Source organism: Mycolicibacter minnesotensis, assembly GCF_010731755.1.
Classification (GTDB): Bacteria; Actinomycetota; Actinomycetes; order Mycobacteriales; family Mycobacteriaceae; genus Mycobacterium; species Mycobacterium minnesotense.
Genome location: NZ_AP022589.1, coordinates 4,195,041 through 4,211,820, shown reverse-complemented (window position 1 = coordinate 4,211,820; position 16,780 = coordinate 4,195,041). Strand labels below are relative to the sequence as shown.

At 66.6% G+C, this 16,780-nt stretch carries 13 protein-coding genes and 2 pseudogenes; 6 read left to right on the top strand and 9 right to left on the bottom strand.

Translation table 11 applies throughout. From position 1 onward, the window contains the following. Positions 1–146 precede the first annotated feature (146 nt). A pseudogene (gene metK, locus G6N09_RS19365) lies at positions 147–1,356 on the top strand (methionine adenosyltransferase). A gap of 83 nt (positions 1,357–1,439) precedes the next feature. On the opposite strand, the gene G6N09_RS19360 reads toward metK, so the two are convergent. The 3 genes from G6N09_RS19360 to G6N09_RS19350 form a co-directional block, all read right to left on the bottom strand. After that, a complete protein-coding gene (locus G6N09_RS19360; protein WP_083024786.1) occupies positions 1,440–2,990 on the bottom strand; it encodes a flavin-containing monooxygenase in 1,551 nt (516 codons plus the stop codon). Between the two features lie 69 nt (positions 2,991–3,059). Beyond that, positions 3,060–3,446: a VOC family protein gene (locus G6N09_RS19355; protein ID WP_083024783.1), complete on the bottom strand. Its 387-nt coding sequence runs from the start codon at positions 3,444–3,446 to the stop codon at positions 3,060–3,062. A gap of 4 nt (positions 3,447–3,450) precedes the next feature. Further along, the gene (locus G6N09_RS19350; RefSeq protein ID WP_083024780.1) at positions 3,451–4,377 is read right to left on the bottom strand and encodes an esterase LipI; all 927 of its coding nucleotides are present in this window, start codon (positions 4,375–4,377) and stop codon (positions 3,451–3,453) included. Between G6N09_RS19350 and G6N09_RS19345 the strand changes: the two genes are divergently transcribed. Further along, positions 4,376–5,095 (top strand): lysoplasmalogenase, encoded by a 720-nt coding sequence (locus G6N09_RS19345; protein WP_109558885.1) that lies wholly within the window; start codon positions 4,376–4,378, stop codon positions 5,093–5,095. The two genes, G6N09_RS19350 and G6N09_RS19345, sit on opposite strands and share 2 nt — an antisense overlap. Positions 5,096–5,108: 13 nt before the next feature. On the opposite strand, the gene G6N09_RS19340 is transcribed toward G6N09_RS19345, so the two are convergent. Beyond that, positions 5,109–6,467 carry an alpha/beta fold hydrolase gene (locus G6N09_RS19340; RefSeq protein WP_083024777.1) on the bottom strand — a complete coding sequence of 453 codons (1,359 nt, stop codon included), beginning with the start codon at positions 6,465–6,467 and terminating at the stop codon, positions 5,109–5,111. Positions 6,468–6,652: 185 nt separating this feature from the next. Between G6N09_RS19340 and G6N09_RS19335 the strand changes: the two genes are divergently transcribed. Continuing rightward, positions 6,653–8,596, top strand: coding sequence for a primosomal protein N' (locus G6N09_RS19335; protein WP_083024959.1), 1,944 nt, complete (start codon positions 6,653–6,655; stop codon positions 8,594–8,596). A gap of 23 nt (positions 8,597–8,619) precedes the next feature. On the opposite strand, the gene G6N09_RS19330 is transcribed toward G6N09_RS19335, so the two are convergent. The 3 genes from G6N09_RS19330 to G6N09_RS20385 form a co-directional block, all read right to left on the bottom strand. After that, positions 8,620–9,480 carry a universal stress protein gene (locus G6N09_RS19330; protein ID WP_083024774.1) on the bottom strand — a complete coding sequence of 287 codons (861 nt, stop codon included), beginning with the start codon at positions 9,478–9,480 and terminating at the stop codon, positions 8,620–8,622. Between the two features lie 8 nt (positions 9,481–9,488). Continuing rightward, entirely contained in the window at positions 9,489–10,472 is a 984-nt protein-coding gene (locus G6N09_RS19325; protein ID WP_083024772.1) for an Acg family FMN-binding oxidoreductase, read from the bottom strand. Positions 10,473–10,571: 99 nt separating this feature from the next. After that, positions 10,572–11,414: a DUF732 domain-containing protein gene (locus G6N09_RS20385; RefSeq protein WP_083024769.1), complete on the bottom strand. Its 843-nt coding sequence runs from the start codon at positions 11,412–11,414 to the stop codon at positions 10,572–10,574. A gap of 552 nt (positions 11,415–11,966) precedes the next feature. Here G6N09_RS20385 and G6N09_RS19315 point away from each other — a divergent pair. The 3 genes and pseudogenes from G6N09_RS19315 to G6N09_RS19305 all read left to right on the top strand — a co-directional run. After that, positions 11,967–12,641: pseudogene (locus G6N09_RS19315) on the top strand (phosphoribosyltransferase); the annotation flags it as partial. Positions 12,642–12,781: 140 nt separating this feature from the next. Next, positions 12,782–13,663 carry a universal stress protein gene (locus tag G6N09_RS19310; RefSeq protein ID WP_083024765.1) on the top strand — a complete coding sequence of 294 codons (882 nt, stop codon included), beginning with the start codon at positions 12,782–12,784 and terminating at the stop codon, positions 13,661–13,663. A 59-nt stretch (positions 13,664–13,722) separates the two neighbouring features. Beyond that, positions 13,723–15,189, top strand: a complete 1,467-nt coding sequence (locus G6N09_RS19305) for a bifunctional aminoglycoside phosphotransferase/ATP-binding protein (protein ID WP_083024763.1) — start codon at positions 13,723–13,725, stop codon at positions 15,187–15,189. Between the two features lie 24 nt (positions 15,190–15,213). Here G6N09_RS19305 and G6N09_RS19300 read toward each other — a convergent pair whose 3' ends face one another. Continuing rightward, complete coding sequence (locus G6N09_RS19300) at positions 15,214–15,699, bottom strand: MarR family winged helix-turn-helix transcriptional regulator (RefSeq protein ID WP_083024761.1); 486 nt, start codon at positions 15,697–15,699, stop codon at positions 15,214–15,216. Positions 15,700–15,821: 122 nt separating this feature from the next. Further along, on the bottom strand, positions 15,822–16,643 hold the full coding sequence (locus G6N09_RS19295) for a class I SAM-dependent methyltransferase (RefSeq protein WP_083024759.1): 822 nt from the start codon (positions 16,641–16,643) through the stop codon (positions 15,822–15,824). Positions 16,644–16,780 lie beyond the last annotated feature (137 nt).

Here is a 16,780-nt window from a genome sequence, read left to right as displayed (position 1 = left end):
TCGAGTACCTCCTGGACGCGGGGCAGCACAGCCAGCACCCGGCCCGTGGCGCGGGGGTGGGCGCCGGGCTGCCAGGCTCTCCCGAAGACCGCATCGCTATATTTGCCCGAGCCAACTTTTGGATCGATTACCCGGAAGGCGACATTGTGAGCGAAAAGGGACGGCTGTTCACCAGTGAGTCGGTGACCGAAGGCCACCCCGACAAGATCTGTGACGCCATCAGCGACTCGGTGCTCGACGCACTGCTCGCCGATGACCCCGCTCCGGGTCGCGGTGGAGACCCTGGTCACCACCGGCCAGGTCCACGTAGTCGGTGAGGTCACGACCAGCGCCCGCGAGGCGTTCGCCAACATCACCAACACCGTGCGTGAGCGCATCCTGGAGATCGGCTACGACTCGTCGGAGAAGGGTTTCGATGGCGCGAGCTGCGGCGTCAACATCGGAATCGGCGCACAGTCGCCCGACATCGCCCAGGGCGTCGACACCGCACACGAAGCCCGCGTCGAGGGCGCAGCCGACCCGCTGGACTCCCAGGGCGCCGGCGACCAGGGCCTGATGTTCGGCTACGCGATCGCCGACACCCCGGAACTGATGCCGCTGCCTATCGCGCTGGCCCACCGGCTGTCGCGGCGTCTGACCGAGGTTCGCAAGAACGGCACGCTGGACTACCTGCGTCCGGACGGCAAGACCCAGGTCACCATCGAGTACGAAGATGACGTCCCGACCCGGCTGGACACTGTGGTGATCTCCACCCAGCACGCCGAGGGCATTGACCTGGTCAACACCCTGGACCCCGACCTGCGCGAGCACGTCATCTCCACCGTGCTTGCCGAGCTCGCCCACGAGACGCTGGACTCCTCCTCGACCCGCGTGCTGATCAACCCGACCGGCAACTTCGTCGTCGGCGGGCCGATGGGTGACGCCGGCCTGACCGGCCGCAAGATCATCGTCGACACCTACGGCGGCTGGGCTCGCCACGGCGGCGGTGCCTTCTCCGGCAAGGACCCGTCGAAGGTGGACCGCTCGGCCGCGTACGCGATGCGTTGGGTGGCCAAGAACATCGTCGCCGCGGGCTTGGCGCAGCGCGTCGAGGTGCAGGTCGCCTACGCCATCGGCAAGGCCGCACCGGTCGGTCTGTTCATCGAGACCTTCGGCACCGCCACCGTCGACCCGATCAAGATCGAGAAGATCGTGCCCGAGGTCTTCGACCTGCGCCCCGGCGCGATCGTGCGTGACCTGGACCTGCTGCGGCCGATCTACGCACCGACCGCCGCATACGGTCACTTCGGTCGTACCGACATCGAATTGCCGTGGGAGAAGCTCGACAAGGTCGACGACCTCAAGCGCGCCATCTGATTCGACTGGCCGCCGCCGAGCGTGAAGGCAGCTTCACGCTCGGCGCCGGACGTGAAGCCAGATTCACGCTCGCGCGGTAAAACTCAGGCGCTGAACCGGTAGTCGTCGAGATCGAAGCGCCGGCTGCGCCAATAGGCCTCCACCGTGGTGGTGGGGCGTAGCGGGACATCGCCGTTCTTGTCGAAGTAGTAGCTGTTGGCCAGCTTGCAACTGTCCTGCCAGAACACCTGCCGATGCCGTTTGCTCATCATCTCGGCGAAGTAGCGGGCGTTGGCGGCTTCGGAGATCTCCACCCGGGTAGCACCACGGCCGCGGGCACGCTTGAGACAGCGGACGATGTGGTGGGTCTGAGCTTCGACCAGCGCGAAGTACGACGACCCGACGTAACCGTAGGGGCCGAACACGCTGAACATGTTGGGGAACCCGGGGATGCTGACACCTTCGTAGGCCTGCAGCCGGTGTTCGTCCCAGAACTGGTGCAGTGTTTGACCGCCGACCCCCGTGACACTGAAGGTGGGCAGGTTGTCGCTGTCCATCACTTTGAACCCGGTCGCCAGAATCAGCACGTCGACGTCGTGGGCCGTGCCGTCGGCCGTGACCACACCAGTAGGGGTGATCCGGTCGATGGGGTCGACCACCAGGTGCACGTTGTCGCGGTTGAACGTCGACAGGTAGGTGTTATGGAAGCCGGGACGCTTGCATCCGACGGCGTAGTGCGGCGTGAGCTTCGCACGCAGTTGCGGGTCGTGCACCTGCCGGCGCAGATATGCCCGTCCCGCCGATTCCATCCGCTTGGCCAGTGGAAACACCGTGAAGTACTGCGCCGCGATGGGGAATGTCGCCTCCACGTAGGCCTGGCTGGCCAGGCGCTGCAGTGCCTTGCCGCCGGGCAGTCGCATGGCCCAGCGCATCGGTGCCGCCAGCGGTAGGTCGAGCTTCGGGAAGCACCAGATCGGGGTCCGCTGAAACACGGTGAGCGAGGAAACCTTTGGCGCGATCTCCGGGATGACTTGAACGGCAGAGGCCCCGGTGCCGATCACGGCGACCCGTTTACCGGTCAGGTCCTGCGAGTGGTCCCAACGCGCGGTGTGAATCGTCACGCCGGCGAAGGTCTCGACCCCGGAGATCTCGGGCAGATTCGGGGTGGTCAGCACGCCGCTGGCATTGATCACGAATCGGGCGCTGACCTCGCGGCGCTCATCCCGCGGTCCCAGCTTCGCCTCTCCTTCGTCGAGCCTCGCTGAACCGCGGCGCTCATCCTGGCAATCCGTCTGCACCCGCCACCAGCCGCGCTCCTCGTCGAAGTGCGCCGACAACACCACGGTGCCGAACCGTATTCGGGAACGCAGGCCGTACTTGTCGACGCAGTGTTCGGCGTAGGCCTTCAGTTCCTGGCCGGGCGCATAGGTTCGTGACCAGTCCGCACTCTGCTCGAAAGAGAACTGGTAGGAAAACGATGGAATATCCACGGCGATACCCGGATAGGTGTTCCAGTGCCAGGTGCCGCCGACACCGTCTCCGGCTTCGATGATGAGGTAGTCCGTCATGTCGGCCCGGTCGAGGGAGATCGCAGCCCCGATACCGGAGAATCCGGCCCCGATGATCAAGACCTCGTGGTCGGGTCGTTCGTTCACGATCTGCTCCTTGCCGCCGCCGTCGAACGAGATCGACGGTAGCGCGCCCGCGGCCGGGTCGGGGTGCTGTTACGGCAAATCTTGGGGCGGCAGGCGCCACGGTGGATCGCGGCGGTGCTCACCGGCCCAAAACAGGCACAGTCGGTGGCCGTCGGGATCACGCAGCCGGGCCTCCCGCCACAGCCACGGCATATCGGTGGGCGGCTGGGTGAATTCCACCGAACCCCGTAGCCGCTGGTATTGACCGTCGAGGTCGTCGGCTTCGAAGTAGATCGTCACCTGCTCACCGGCCGCGACCTCGCTGACGCGCTCCACCGAAAAGGTGCTGTCGCCGGAAGGGCATTCGAACCGGAGATAATCGTCCGTCTTGACGATCAGTCGCAGACCCAGCAGCCGGTAGAAACGTTCCGCGCGGTCGAGATCGATGCTGCCGACGGTGATCTGGTTCAGCCGCATCGCGTCAGGCCAGTGCGTTGCGCAGGGCGGCCAGTCCCAGCTCGGCGGCCTCGGTGGCCGCCGGGATCACCCCGGCATAGCCCAGATACCCGTGAATCAGGGTTTCGGCGTTGTGTACCTGCACCGGAACTCCGGCGGCGTCCAGCAGCTCGCCGTAACGGATGCCGTCGTCGCGCAGCGGGTCATGGCCGGCCACCGCGATATAGGCCGGTGGCAGGTCAGCCAGATTCGCTGCCCGAGCCGGGGCCAGCGCCGCCGGCGGATCGCTGAGATCGACGTGTCCGGCATAAGCCAGCGTCAACGCCGCGATCGCCTTGCTGTCGATGATCGGGGCATCAGCGTTCTCGGTGAACGAGGGCAGGCTGCCGTCGTAGCTGGTGGCCGGATACCACAGCAGCTGGAACGCGATCGAGGGCCCACCGGCGTCGCGGGCCAGCTGCGAAACCACCGCGGCCAGATTTCCGCCGGCCGAGTCCCCGGCCACTGCCAGCCGGTGCGGATCCACGCCCAGTTCCGCGGCATGCTCGGCAACCCACTCGGTGGCCGCCATCGCATCCTCGACTGCGGCGGGGAAGGGGTGCTCGGGGGCCAAGCGGTAATCCACCGACACCACCACTGCTCCGGTGTCGCCGGCATGCATACGGGCGGTTCCGTCGTGGGTGTCGAGATCACCGGCGACGAAACCGCCGCCGTGGAAGAACACCACGACCGGCTCGGACCCGGATTCGGTGCCTGCCGGTCGGTAGATGCGGATGGGCAGGTCGCCGCCGGGGCCGTCGATCACCCGGTCTTCGCTCGGCAGCTCAGGGTGCACGGGCCGTCGCGGCAGGTCGCGCATCGTGCGCCGCGCCTGCTCGGGACCGTCATCCAGGGTCAACCGGAACGGAACAGCGTCCAGTACCTTCAGCACTATGGGATCGATTGCTGGCATGGAAACACCGTACGCAACCCGCCGAGTCTTCTCCTCGTGGGCGGCCGCGGGATGGCTGGGCGTGGCTTACGGCGTTTTCCTGACGGTGGTCGCGTTGCGGTCGGGGCCCGGCGCGGAACTGACCGGGCAGTGGATTGGTCAGCCGGCGTTCAAGGCGGCCATGGCGGTGCTGCTCGCGTTCGCCGCGGTCGCACACCCGATCCTGCGGGAGTCGAGGTGGCTGATCCCGGCGCTCATCCTGTCTGCGACGGGTGACTGGTTGCTGGCGATCCCGTGGTGGGAACCCTCCTTCGTCGCGGGTCTGACGGCTTTCCTGTTGGCGCATCTGTGTTTTCTCGGCGCCCTGCTACCGCTGGCCCAGGTATCGCGCGGCGGGCTTGTGGGAGTGGGCGTGGTCTGCGTCGGTTGCCTGGCCATGCTGGTCTGGCTCTGGCCCGGAATGGCCCGTGAGGGGATGACCGTCCCTGTGGTGGTGTACGTCGGTGTGCTCGCCGCGATGGTGTGCGCCGCACTGCTGGCGAAGCTGCCCACGCCCTGGACGGCGATCGGTGCGGTGTGCTTTGCGGTGTCGGACTCGATGATTGCGATCAGCAAATTCGTGTTGGGAAACGAGATGCTCGCAGTACCGGTCTGGTGGACCTATGCGGCAGCGTTGCTGCTGATCACGGCCGGGTTCTTCTTCGGCCGGTCCCCGAGCGCCGAAGCGGCCCAGGGCTGACCTTCGGCGGCGCTCAATGTCGGTGACCGCCGGTCCCGGGACGTAGCCGTTCGGGATCGAAGGCGGGCAGCCGAAGGCGGTGCGGCGCGGTCATGTGGTGTCTGGCCAACGCATCGCCGTGCCCTGAGGCGATGTCGCCGATGCTGAACAGGGATTCACCGGCGGGATCGAAGTAGGAGCTGTGGCCCGTCATCGGTAACGCCACGCCACGAGCCTCCGCTTTGAATCGGGTGGACCCGTAGCCGTCGGTGGCCGGATCGGCGCCGAGCCCAACCGTCGCCGACGTCGCGGGTACCGGCAGTTGTGGTTGCCCGCCGAAACCGGTGATCGGGTCCGACGAGGCCGCCCCAACAAAAACGTGCCCGCCAGCGGGAAGATGAAAGTCGTTGGTGGTGTGGGCCAGGTCGGTCCCCGGTGACCCGACCAGCACGACGTCGTCGACGCGCATCCCCGCAGCGGCCGCCGCGTCCGCCACCGTCGTCGAGCCGTACGAGTGACCGATCACGGTGACGTGCGACGGGCCGATATGCGACATCGCCACGGCGTTGACATCGGTAGCCAGGAGCCGGCCGCCTGCGCGCGCAGCGGTAGGTTGCGCCACCGCGGGATCGAGCAGGCTGTCGGGGGTGCGGTAGCCCATCCACACGACGACGGAATCGGTGCGGTCCGGGTCGGCCCGGACCACCTCGCGATAGATGTTGCGGCCATCCGGGTAGGAGAGATAGCCGCCTTGGACGCTGCTGCGCACGCCAGGAACCAAGAAGGTGGTGTTGTCGGCGGTGTCGGGGTCCCCGATTGCGATGGCGGCCCGGCCACGGCCATCGAATGCGGTCGGCTCATAGATGAGCAGCAAGACCGGCTCCGCGCCGTCGGCGCCGTTGACCGCCAGCCCGTCGCGGACCTGTAACGCGTTGCGGTAGCGCGCCATGTCGGTGGGGCTGATCGCCGACGTGGCGGACTCCACACGATTCAGATCATCAGCCAATGCCTGTCGGTTGAGCCGGTCGCGCAGCCGGGCCGACATTGGGTAGCCGGCATGAACCGATCGCAGCAGGGTCGTCTGCCGTCGATTGTCGGCCACGGCGTCGGCGATCACCCGGTAGATCTGCCGGGCCTTGGCGGCCAGGAAGGTCTGTGCCTGACGGGCACCGGTGGGTGTGTCCCACCCGAGAGGTCGCTGACGATCCAGGGCGTCGCGGATCTCGGCATGGATGGCGTCGAGCTGTCGACGGCCGGAGCGGGCGTGCTCGGTGCTCTCGCGCAGGGTGGCGGCAACCATGAGGTCGGTGTGCGCAGCGCGCTTCATCCGAGCGGCGAGGTCGGCTTCGCGGCCCTGCGCTGCGAGCGCGGAGGTCCCGGGCTGTTGGCGCATACCGCAGCAAGCTAGCGCAGCGGGATCAGGCGCGTCTGCGCCGATACACAGTCGGTGCCCGCTGTGATCCGCCGGATGACCCGGTCGCGGGCGTCTGCTACACCTGCGTGGTGAGCGTCGACGCCGGAGAGGGGAATCGGGGGCCTGTCCAGGGACCCGACGAACCGGTGGCGCGGGTGCTGCCGATGCTGTCGGTGCCGCACCTGGACCGCGAGTTCGACTATCTGGTGACGCCCGAGCAGTCCAAGGACGCTCGGCCCGGAACGCGGGTGCGGGTGCGCTTCCATGGCCGACTTGTCGACGCCTTCGTACTCGAGCGACGCGCCGACACCGACCACGTCGGCCGGCTGGGCCGACTGGAGCGGGTGGTCTCGGGCGAGCCGGTGCTGACCGACGAGATACGTCGGCTGGTGGAGGCGGTGGCGGCGCGGTACGCCGGCACCCGGCCCGACGTGCTGCGATTGGCGGTGCCGCCGCGGCACGCGCGGGTGGAGCGCGAAGTGACCACCAGGCCCGACCCGCCGGTCCTAGCGCCGATCGACCCGTCGGGATGGCAGCGCTACGGCGCGGGTGCAGCATTCTTGGCTGCGCTCGGCGAAGGTCGGGCTGCGCGCGCCGTGTGGCAGGTAGCCCCGGGCGATTCGTGGACCGAGCGGTTCGTCGACGCCGCAGCCCAGACGATCCGCGCTGGACGCACGGCGTTGGCCATTGTGCCCGATCAGCGTGACGTCGACGCATTGTCGCGGGCGGTGACGGCCCGGATCGACGAGGCTGCAGTCGTGGCATTGTCGGCGGGCCTGGGGCCGGCCATGCGTTACCGGCGCTGGCTGTCGGTGCTGCGTGGTGGGGCACGGCTGGTGATCGGAACGCGTAGTGCGGTTTTCGCCCCGCTGGCCGATCTGGGGCTGGTGATGGTCTGGGATGACGGTGACGATTCGTTGGCCGAACCGCGGGCACCGTACCCCCATGCGCGTGAGGTGGCGATGCTTCGGGCGCACCTGGCCGGCTGTGCCGCACTGATCGGCGGCTATGCCCGGACCGCGGAGGCACACGCCTTGGTGAATAGCGGTTGGGCCCATGACGTGGTGGCACCCAGGGCGGTGCTGCGCGCCGCCGCGCCCCGCGTGATGGCCCTCGACGACACCGGATATGCCGAGCAGCGCGACGCAGCAGCACGCAGCGCCCGGTTGCCGACGATCGCCCTGCAGAGTGCGCGCAGTGCCCTTGCTTCCGGCGCTCCGGTGCTGGTGCAGGTTCCCCGGCGGGGTTATGTGCCTTCCCTGGCGTGTGGGCGGTGCCGCACCGTCGCTCGCTGCCGGCATTGCACCGGCCCGCTGTCGTTGCCGGAGCGGGGGCGTTCGGCGGTCTGCCGCTGGTGCGGTCGGGCCGATCCCGCCCTGCGGTGTGCGCGGTGCGGGTCGGATGCGGTGCGTGCGGTGGTCATTGGTGCTCGGCGCACCGCCGAGGAGCTCGGCCGCGCCTTCTCGGGCACCCCGGTGATCACCTCCGCCGGTGACACCATTGTGGACCGTATCGAGGACGGCCCGGCGTTGGTCATCGCCACCCCCGGCGCCGAACCCGCTGCCCCGCACGGGTACGGGGCAGCGCTACTTCTGGACAGTTGGGCTTTGTTGGGGCGCCAGGATCTGCGAGCGGCCGAGGACACGCTGCGCCGCTGGATGGCCGCGGCGGCCCTGGTGCGTAACCGCGAGTCGGGCGGCCTGGTGACGGTGGTCGCCGAATCGTCCATCCCGACGGTGCAGGCCCTGATCCGCTGGGACCCGGTCAGCCACGCCGAGGCAGAGCTGGCCACTCGAACCGAGGTGGGACTACCGCCAGCGGTGCACATCGCGGCACTCGACGGTGACTCCGAATCCGTGACGGCGCTGCTGGAACAGGCGCGGCTACCGGCCGGCGCAGATCTACTCGGTCCGGTACCGCTGCCCCCGGGGGTGCGGCGTCCGGCCGGTGTGCCCGAACAGCTGAACGTGATCCGGATGCTGGTGCGGGTGAATCGCGATCACGGCCTGGCGCTGGCCGCTGCCCTGCGCCACGGCATCGGGGTCCTCAGTGCTCGGGGATCACACCACCCGGTGCGGGTGCAGATCGATCCGCTGCACATTGGCTGATGCTGTCTGTGGTCGTACCGCGATCACAACCACTGGCGCCGCGTGCAGGTCATCACGGTACAACCGGCGGCCTCCAACGGCGCTCGGGCCGCGACGCCCAGCAGCAGATCCAGCGGCCCGGGACGCCGCGGGTCGACGACGATCAATTGGAGCGGGGTGATGTGGCGTTGCAGCTGCTCCAGATAGTTGAGCAGGTCGTTGTGGTCGCAGACGATCTCGATGTCGAGCTTCGGCTGCGTGCGACGCCAGTGGTCCACTCGGCGTTCCACCACTGTGCGGCCATCCACAGGTATCGGTTTCGGACAGGAATCGCGGTGGTGAGTGTGCCTCAGCAGAAAGACGCGCAGGGGTGCGTCGCGAAGGCATGCTTCGCTGACGCCGAGCTCCAGCACATCGTCTGCGGTCGAGGCGTTGTCCACCACGGCGAGTATCAGATCGACTCCCCGGGAACCGGGCTGATGGGTCCGCGGTACGACCGCCACCGGGCAACGTGCGGAGGTCAACAGTGCCGGCCAGGTGGAACCGATGCGCCCGCGCGTCAAGTGATGAAATCCCATGGAGCCAACGCAAATCATGCTTGCTGACCGCGAGGCATCCAGGAGTGCCGTGATGGGCCGGCTGCGCACGATCTGTGCTTCGAATTGGACGGGAACCTTCAGCGCTTCGATCATCGACATGGCGCTGCCAACCGTCCGTTCGGCTACCGCAGTGTCGCTTTCCGCGTCGTCGCGCCCACCGGCTTCTTCGCCGAGGGCGTAGAGCAGGTACACCGGAATCTGGCGGTGGATGGCTTCATCGACTGCCCACAGGACGGCTTGCATTGCCGAGCGAGAAGCGTCTAGGCCGACGACAACACTGCCCACTGAGGATCGCGATTTCGCCATTCGACGTCCTATCCGTCCAGAACGGTCAGGACGTCATCGAGCGGCCGGCGCGGGGTGCGGGGTGCAATGTCCTCGGCGACCGGGGCGGTGCCTATCCGGACGAGAACTTGGGGGAGGGTGACGGTTCCGAGCAGAGTCTCGACAATGTCCCGCGCGACCTGAACCTCGGTCAGATGTGTCAACGGGCAGGTGGACAGTCCCGCCATGGTGCATTCCAGCAATACCGCCGAGAGCTCCTCGCCGGCCGCCAAGGCATCGACGCGCGTGTCGGTCGTGGTGGACAGCACCGCGACCATCGACCTGTCTTCGCTGATCTGGGCCCTGCGCTCCGCGTGGTGTGGCGTCGGAAACCGGCGGCCGACATCGACTCGCTGGGTTTCGGTAGCCGATGTCAATGCGTCATAGGGAATACCTTCAGAGGATGCGAATGGCACTGCCCACCGGTGCAATTCGGCATGATAGGCGGAGTCGTAGAGGCGAAGTGACTCGGTGAGTTGCGACGCTTGCGCCAAGCGGGCGCGGGCGCTTTCGGGCAGCACATCGAGTTGCACTTCGTATTCCTTGATACGGCTGCGCAGTACGGGCTCGAACGCCGCCCAATTCGAGGGCGGATTCAGCGGCAGCCGGTCACTGTGGCGTGCCCAGATCGCCTCTGCGCGAAGACGGTGCCCGTCGGTGACGTAGCTCATCGGAGTGAACTGGATCGATGCGAGGTGGTCGGGGTTGTTGGGATTGGGCAGCCGTTCGATGATGGCGTTCATGCCAGCGGCGGCTATCGCCACTCGCAGGTGATCCAACGCAGCTCCGCAGCCGATGACTGCTTCTCGTCCGCCGCGGTCGGACGGCAACACCCGGCTGCGGTCCAGATACAGGCGCAGCTCGTCAGCGTCTAGGACCCAGCGCCACGGTTGAATATTGTGCAAGGACGGTGCACGTCCAGCGGCCGACAGCGCATTCCTGATTGTCGTGACTGTTGTGCGCGAGGCGGACATTTCGGCCTCCGATCTGCCTCTGCCGTCTATGGTTCCCCGCATCCCGAGTCCGGCGTTAGGGCCGTTGGTACTTCCTTGGGTTCGGGACTCTGCTGAGACTCACCACGGAACGAGTTGGATCATTCCCGGTGGCCGTGGTTGTACCGGTGATGGCTCTGCCGGGTTGTCTTGTGGGGGCCCTACCGGGCCGTCGCCACCGCCGGGGCGTTCGCCGCCACCATCACCAGGCCCACTGCCGTCGGCGGCGCTGCCCGGTTCCGGGCGCCCGGCCGGAGGCTCGGCCTGCGGCGGGGGCGGAAGCTGTTGTACCGACGGGGGCGCGATCTGCGGAGGCGGAGGTGGTTGCCGTGGCGTGGGGTGTTTCGTGACAACCCGTGGAGTATGCGGGATCTTCGCCTTCGGCGACTTGGGCGACGGTAGCTCCGGCGGCGGTTGGGCGATGTCTCCGGTCGCCGCGGTGTCGAGCGACAACCCCGCTGAAGTGCTGCGCCAGCCGGCCAGGGTCCGGTAGCCCGCCACGGTGAAGAGACGCGGGGAGTTGCCGACTGGCTCAGCGAGGCTGAACATCAGCGAAACGATCTTGCTTTCATCTCCGGGACAATAGATCTGGACCGCCGCTGCGATGAATCGGCTCATGGTCTCAGAGACTCGTCCCGGTTGGGAATGCAGGAGCGGGTCCATCTGGTATGCGTCGTTCCGCAACTCGTCCAAGATATTGGCGGCCGGTATTCCGCTGTCGAGTTTGCGGCACACGGTATGGCCCGCGGCAATGACCGTCGGCGGGTTCTCGATAGCGGGAATCTGCTTGCTGTGGAGGACGGCCAGAAATTGGTCATCCTGGTTCGGATCTGCCGCGGCGGTACTGATGGGATGCAGTGCGGCTGTGGCCACTAGCGTCGCGGTGATCATGGTGCCGAGGTAGATCGCCCTGGGGATACTCATGAACGGGTCTCCGTTCTGTACGGACCGCGCTCGCCGCCGGGAGCGGCCCTTCCGCGCAACAGAATCGACAGTCCTGTGCTGGCAAAGCGGGGCGGGCGTCGGGTGATGTCGTTACGGGCTACTTGCCCTATGCGTGGGGTATCCGCTGACTGATGGGGTCACCAGGGATATCTCGGAGACGCACACGGCGGCCTCATAGGCACCGACAATCCAGACCGGCTTCGGTGCATGCGAGACACGAGAACAGGTATGTCGTCAGTGGTGTTTGCTGCGGTGGGAAATGAGCTGTGCCTCCAATGAAGGGGCGGTGGCTGTCGACTCGGCAGCTGCCGTATCTGAAGTGATAAGCCTATTGCACCACCGGATTTGTTCTGTCGCAAGAGTTTGCAGGTAACTAACAAGGAGGAAGTGCCAGCCCGGCTGTGGGTATTCGAATGACAATCGTCCCCCGAACTCGGGACTTCGTCCCCCCTTTCGCGATAGCGGAGTTCGGGGTGCAATAGGTGCTATCAGTCGTCGATTCGAGGGAGACGGCGTCATGCGGAAAGCACCATGAGCGGCGCGGCCGAGGCCGGAGTATGGCCGCCGCGAAGGAGATTTCGTGACCGCAGGGAGGCAGGCCAGGTGCTGGCTGGTCTGCTCGGCGTGTATCGCGATCGCAGCGACGTCATCGTGCTCGGTTTGGCGCGGGGTGGAATTCCCGTGGCGTGGGAGGTCGCGGCGGCGTTGCGGGTACCGCTGGACGCGTTTATCGTGCGCAAACTCGGCGCTCCTGGCCACGAAGAACTCGCGATAGGAGCGCTGGACAGCGGGGGACGGATCGTCGTCAACGACGATGTGGTTCGTGACCTGGGAATCACGCCGCAACAGCTGCGTGATGTCGCCGAACGCGAGGGTCGGGAGTTGGGCCGTCGGGAGTCGGCCTACCGCAGGGGCCGCCCACCGCTGGACGTGGCAGGCCGGACAGTCATCCTCGTTGACGACGGGTTGGCCACCGGTGCCAGCATCCTCGCGGCGGTGCAGGCATTGCGGGACGCCGAGCCGTCCAGCATCGTCATCGCCGTTCCGGCGGCTCCGGAATCCACCCTTCGGGCCCTCTCCGGCCCCGTCGACGACATGGTCTGCGTGACGACACCTACCCCGTTTCTCGCAGTCGGAGATTCGTACAGGGACTTCGCTCAGGTCACCGATGCGCAGGTCTGCCAACTGCTTGCCAGCCAGACTGCGTAGCAGCGGCCGTGCGCAGCGGTGGGGCCAATGGCACTCGACTTGAGGTCCAACGACTCCTGCGAATCGCATCAGAGGGCAATAACGTCGCAGTCGAGCCTGATCGATTGGCTGGTCGACATGAGTGGAGGGCAGTACAGATGTCACCTGTCGGAACACCGGGAATCGTCGTCGCGGTCGACGGCTCAGCGCAGGCTGATGCGGCGGTGGCATGGGCCACGCAGGAGGCGATCATGCGCCAGCTGCCGATCACATTGCTGCATGTGGTGACACCCTTGGAGACCGGATGGCCGCCCGGGCCGATGCACGAGGGAGTGCCGACCTGGCAGGCCGACGAGGCCACCAGGATCCTCACTCGGGCACGTGAGGTGGTCGAGTCCAATCGGGGCGAGGCCGGATCGCCCGAGGTGCACGCCGAGATGGCATACGCACAAGTGGTCTCGACGTTGATTGGTGCCACCAAGGGCAGCTGGATGACGGTCACCGGCTCGACTGGCCTCGGCTCTATCGGACGCCTGTTGTTGGGCTCGGTGAGCACGAGCCTGATTCACCATGGCTACGGCCCGATCGCGGTGATTGGCAACGACCGTACCGGCGCGAAGGATGCGCCGGTGGTCGTGGGTATCGACGGCTCCCCGGTCTCGGAACGAGCAACAGCGCTGGCATTTGACGAGGCCTCCCGTCGTGGAGTGTCGCTGGTGGCACTGCACGCCTGGAGCGATGTGGGGGTCATGCCGATCCTCAACATGGACCGGCGTAGCTATGAAGTGCAGGGGCACGAGGTGCTCGCAGAGCGGCTTGCCGGTTACCAGGAGCAATATCCGGATGTGACTGTCGAGCGGCGGGTGCTCTGCGACCAGCCTGCCCGCTGGTTGCTCAAGGCCGCCGATAACGCGCAGCTTGTCATCGTCGGCAGTCACGGCCGTGGTGGGTTTGCCAGTCAACTCCTGGGTTCGGTCAGTTCCGCGGTAGCGCACGGCGCGAGGACTCCGGTGATCGTGGTCCGCCCAGACCCGAGCTGACCACGTCGCGCGAACTGCTGCCCTGTCCGCAGTTCCCACTCCGAGTAACACTTGATGGCATGGAGTCTTCAGTGCCTTATGTCGCGGCCCACGAAACGCACTCCGGTGTGGTGGTTTTGGTCGGCGATCGGGCCTACAAGGCCAAGAAGCCCGTGCAGACCGACTTCCTCGATTTCCGGAGGGTCGAGCAGCGCGAGGAGGCGTGCGCGCGAGAAGTCGCGCTCAACAGTCGACTTGCGCCCGACAGCTACATCGGGGTCGCCCACTTCGGTGACCTTTCCCGCTCCGCACCGGAACCGGTTGTCGTGATGAGGCGCTATCACCACGATGATCGGCTTACGTCGCTGGTGACGCGTGGCGAACCCGTCGAGCATGTGCTCGACAGGATCGCCGACGTACTCGCTGAATTCCACGAGCGAGCTGATCGCAGCCGGCGGATCAACCTGCAGGGCAAGCCCGAAGCGATACGCAGAAGGTGTTTCGACAACTTCCCGACCTTGCGCCATCACATCGGCACGGCCGTGCCGGCAGAGTCCTTGCGGCGGGTGGAGCGCCTTACCGCCGACTATCTCGCGGGCCGGGCAGCTTTGTTCGCCCGGCGTATCGAGGAAGGATGCATTGTCGACGGCCATGCCGACCTGCTCGCCGATGACATCTTCTGGGTGGACGATCAGCCGGTGCTGCTCGACTGCCTGGAATTCGACGATGAGCTCCGCTTTCTGGACCGCATCGACGATGCCGCTTTCCTTGCGATGGACCTGGAATTCCTCGGCCGTACCGATCTGAGCGACTACTTCCTGAGCCGGTACACGGAATATTCGCGCGACACCGCGCCGTCGTCGCTGCGGGATTTCTATATCGCCTATCGTGCGGCGGTGCGGGCCAAAGTTGACTGTGTGCAGCTGACCCAGGGAAAGTCGGATGCCGCCGCGGCTGCGGCTCGCCACCTGTCTATCGCCGTCAGTCATCTTGAGGCCGGGGCGGTGCGGCTGGTGCTTGTCGGTGGCGGTCCCGGAACCGGAAAGTCGTCCCTTGCGCGAGGACTTGCCGAACAGGTGGGTGCGGTGGTGATTTCGACCGACGATGTTCGAAAGGAGCTGCGCGGATCCGGGTACCTGAGCGGAGAGCCCGGCGAACTGGGCTCGGGTCTGTATACAGCGGCCAACGTCGCCGCCGTCTACCACGAGATCCTGCGGCGGGCAGGGCTGGTCCTGGCCAATGGTCAGTCAGTGATTCTGGACGGTACCTGGCGCGATGCGAAGCTGCGTGCCGAGGCCCGCAGACTGGCCGCCGACAGACTTGCCCTGATCGCCGAGATCCATTGTGTTGTGCCGGCTGCCGTCGCCGCAGAACGAATCAGAAGCCGGGTGCCGGGTAATTCCGATGCGACGCCACAGCTGGCCGCGGCCTTGACGGCTGACGGCTTCGACTGGGACACCGCGCATCGTGTCGACACCGCGAGGCCGCTCGCTGAGTGTGTTTGTACGGCGCAGGAGCTGTGGCGCAACATGATTCAGGATCGGTGATGAGGGCGATCCCGGCTCGTCCTTTTAGATGTCGAACTCTTCGGCGTAGCCGGACGGCTCTCCGCCGGCCACGGTGAATGCGGTCAGAGCGCTGACCAGCCCCCGACGCTCTGTCGCGGGTAACGCCTCCACGATGTGGGCGATCGCCGCCCGGCGCTGATCGGTGACTTGGCGTACCACGTCTCGTCCGCGTGGGGTCAGATCTGCCACCAGTTCACGCCGCGACGTGGGGTGCGGCAGGCGATCGATCAGGCCGGTGCCCACGAGTCGGTCAACCATCCGCCCGGTCGTCGAAGGCTGGACGCCGAGCAGGCCCGCCAGGGTGGCCAGATTCATCGCACCGTGGCGGGCGAGGATCACCAATGTCCGGAACTGGGGGATCGTGATGCTCTCGTCCACCTGGGCTATCGAGTGCGCCGAGATGGCCACTAAGAGCCGCGAAGCGGTCAGTAGTGCATCGGTGATCGCATCGACAGACTCGTCGGTTGCCGCCACATCTGCGGTGGCCATTCGGTGTCACCTCGGTTCAGGCTTGTCAGCTGGGCTTCGCTGGTCTGGTGCAACCCAGTGTTACACAGAGCCACTGTTGCCATGCGCATGATTCGCGGGATCCCCGAACGCAGCTGGCGTGCCTAGGTTCTCCGGGCGGTGAGCAGCAAGTACTGCCAACCCATGAGGCCGTGGTGCATGTGTCGTTGGGCCAGTTCGAGAAGCTCGGCATCCAGTGCGGCGACCAGCGCGCGATTGTGGGCGATCGTGCGGTAGGCGTCGATCGTCGGACCGTAGTGGGTCTTGAAGTAGTCGTGCGCCTCATGGGCATTGGCGAACCGGTCCACCACCAGCATGCAGCGTCGGGCTTCGATGATGGTGGCCTTGTCGCCGAAGAGGTGTGCGACGTAGTCGTCCCGGCCCCACAATGCCGCCGGGGGCACGCCCGGCGTCTGGGTGGGGCGATACGGCCGGATTGCGGTGAGCATCCGTCCGAAGAACCCCTCGGGTGTCCAGTTCGCCAGGGCGAGGGTGCCGCCGGGGCGGCAGACCCGGATCAGCTCATCGGCGGCCCGCTGGTGGTCGGGGGCGAACATCACCCCGATCCCGGACAGGACCGCATCGAACTCGCCGTCGGCGAACGGCAACGCCTGTGCGTCGGCCTCGTGCCACTGCATCGGCACGTTGTGCTCGATGGCGCGCAGCTGCGACCGCTGCAGGAGTTCGGGGGTCAGGTCGCTGGAGACGACGGTGGCGCCGGTCATGGCGGCCGGAATGGAGATGTTGCCGGACCCGGCAGCCACGTCGAGGACCCGGTCGCCGGCTCTGATGCCACTGGCGTCGACCAGGATCGGGCCGATCGGGGCCATCACTTGCTCGGCCATCAAGGCGTAGTCGCCCATCGCCCACATGTTTCGGTGCAGCGAGGTCAGGGTATCGCCGGTCGCGGTGTAGTCGACAGTCATCGGAGCCTCCTGAACAGGGATGCGAGCGTGGCGTGTGGACTCCGTTGTCGGGCGGCCCGTCGTGCTCGCATGAGATCTGTACCGCTTGACTCCAGTGTTAGTCGTCGATCGTTGCAGTCCGCAATAGTGTTTAGTTG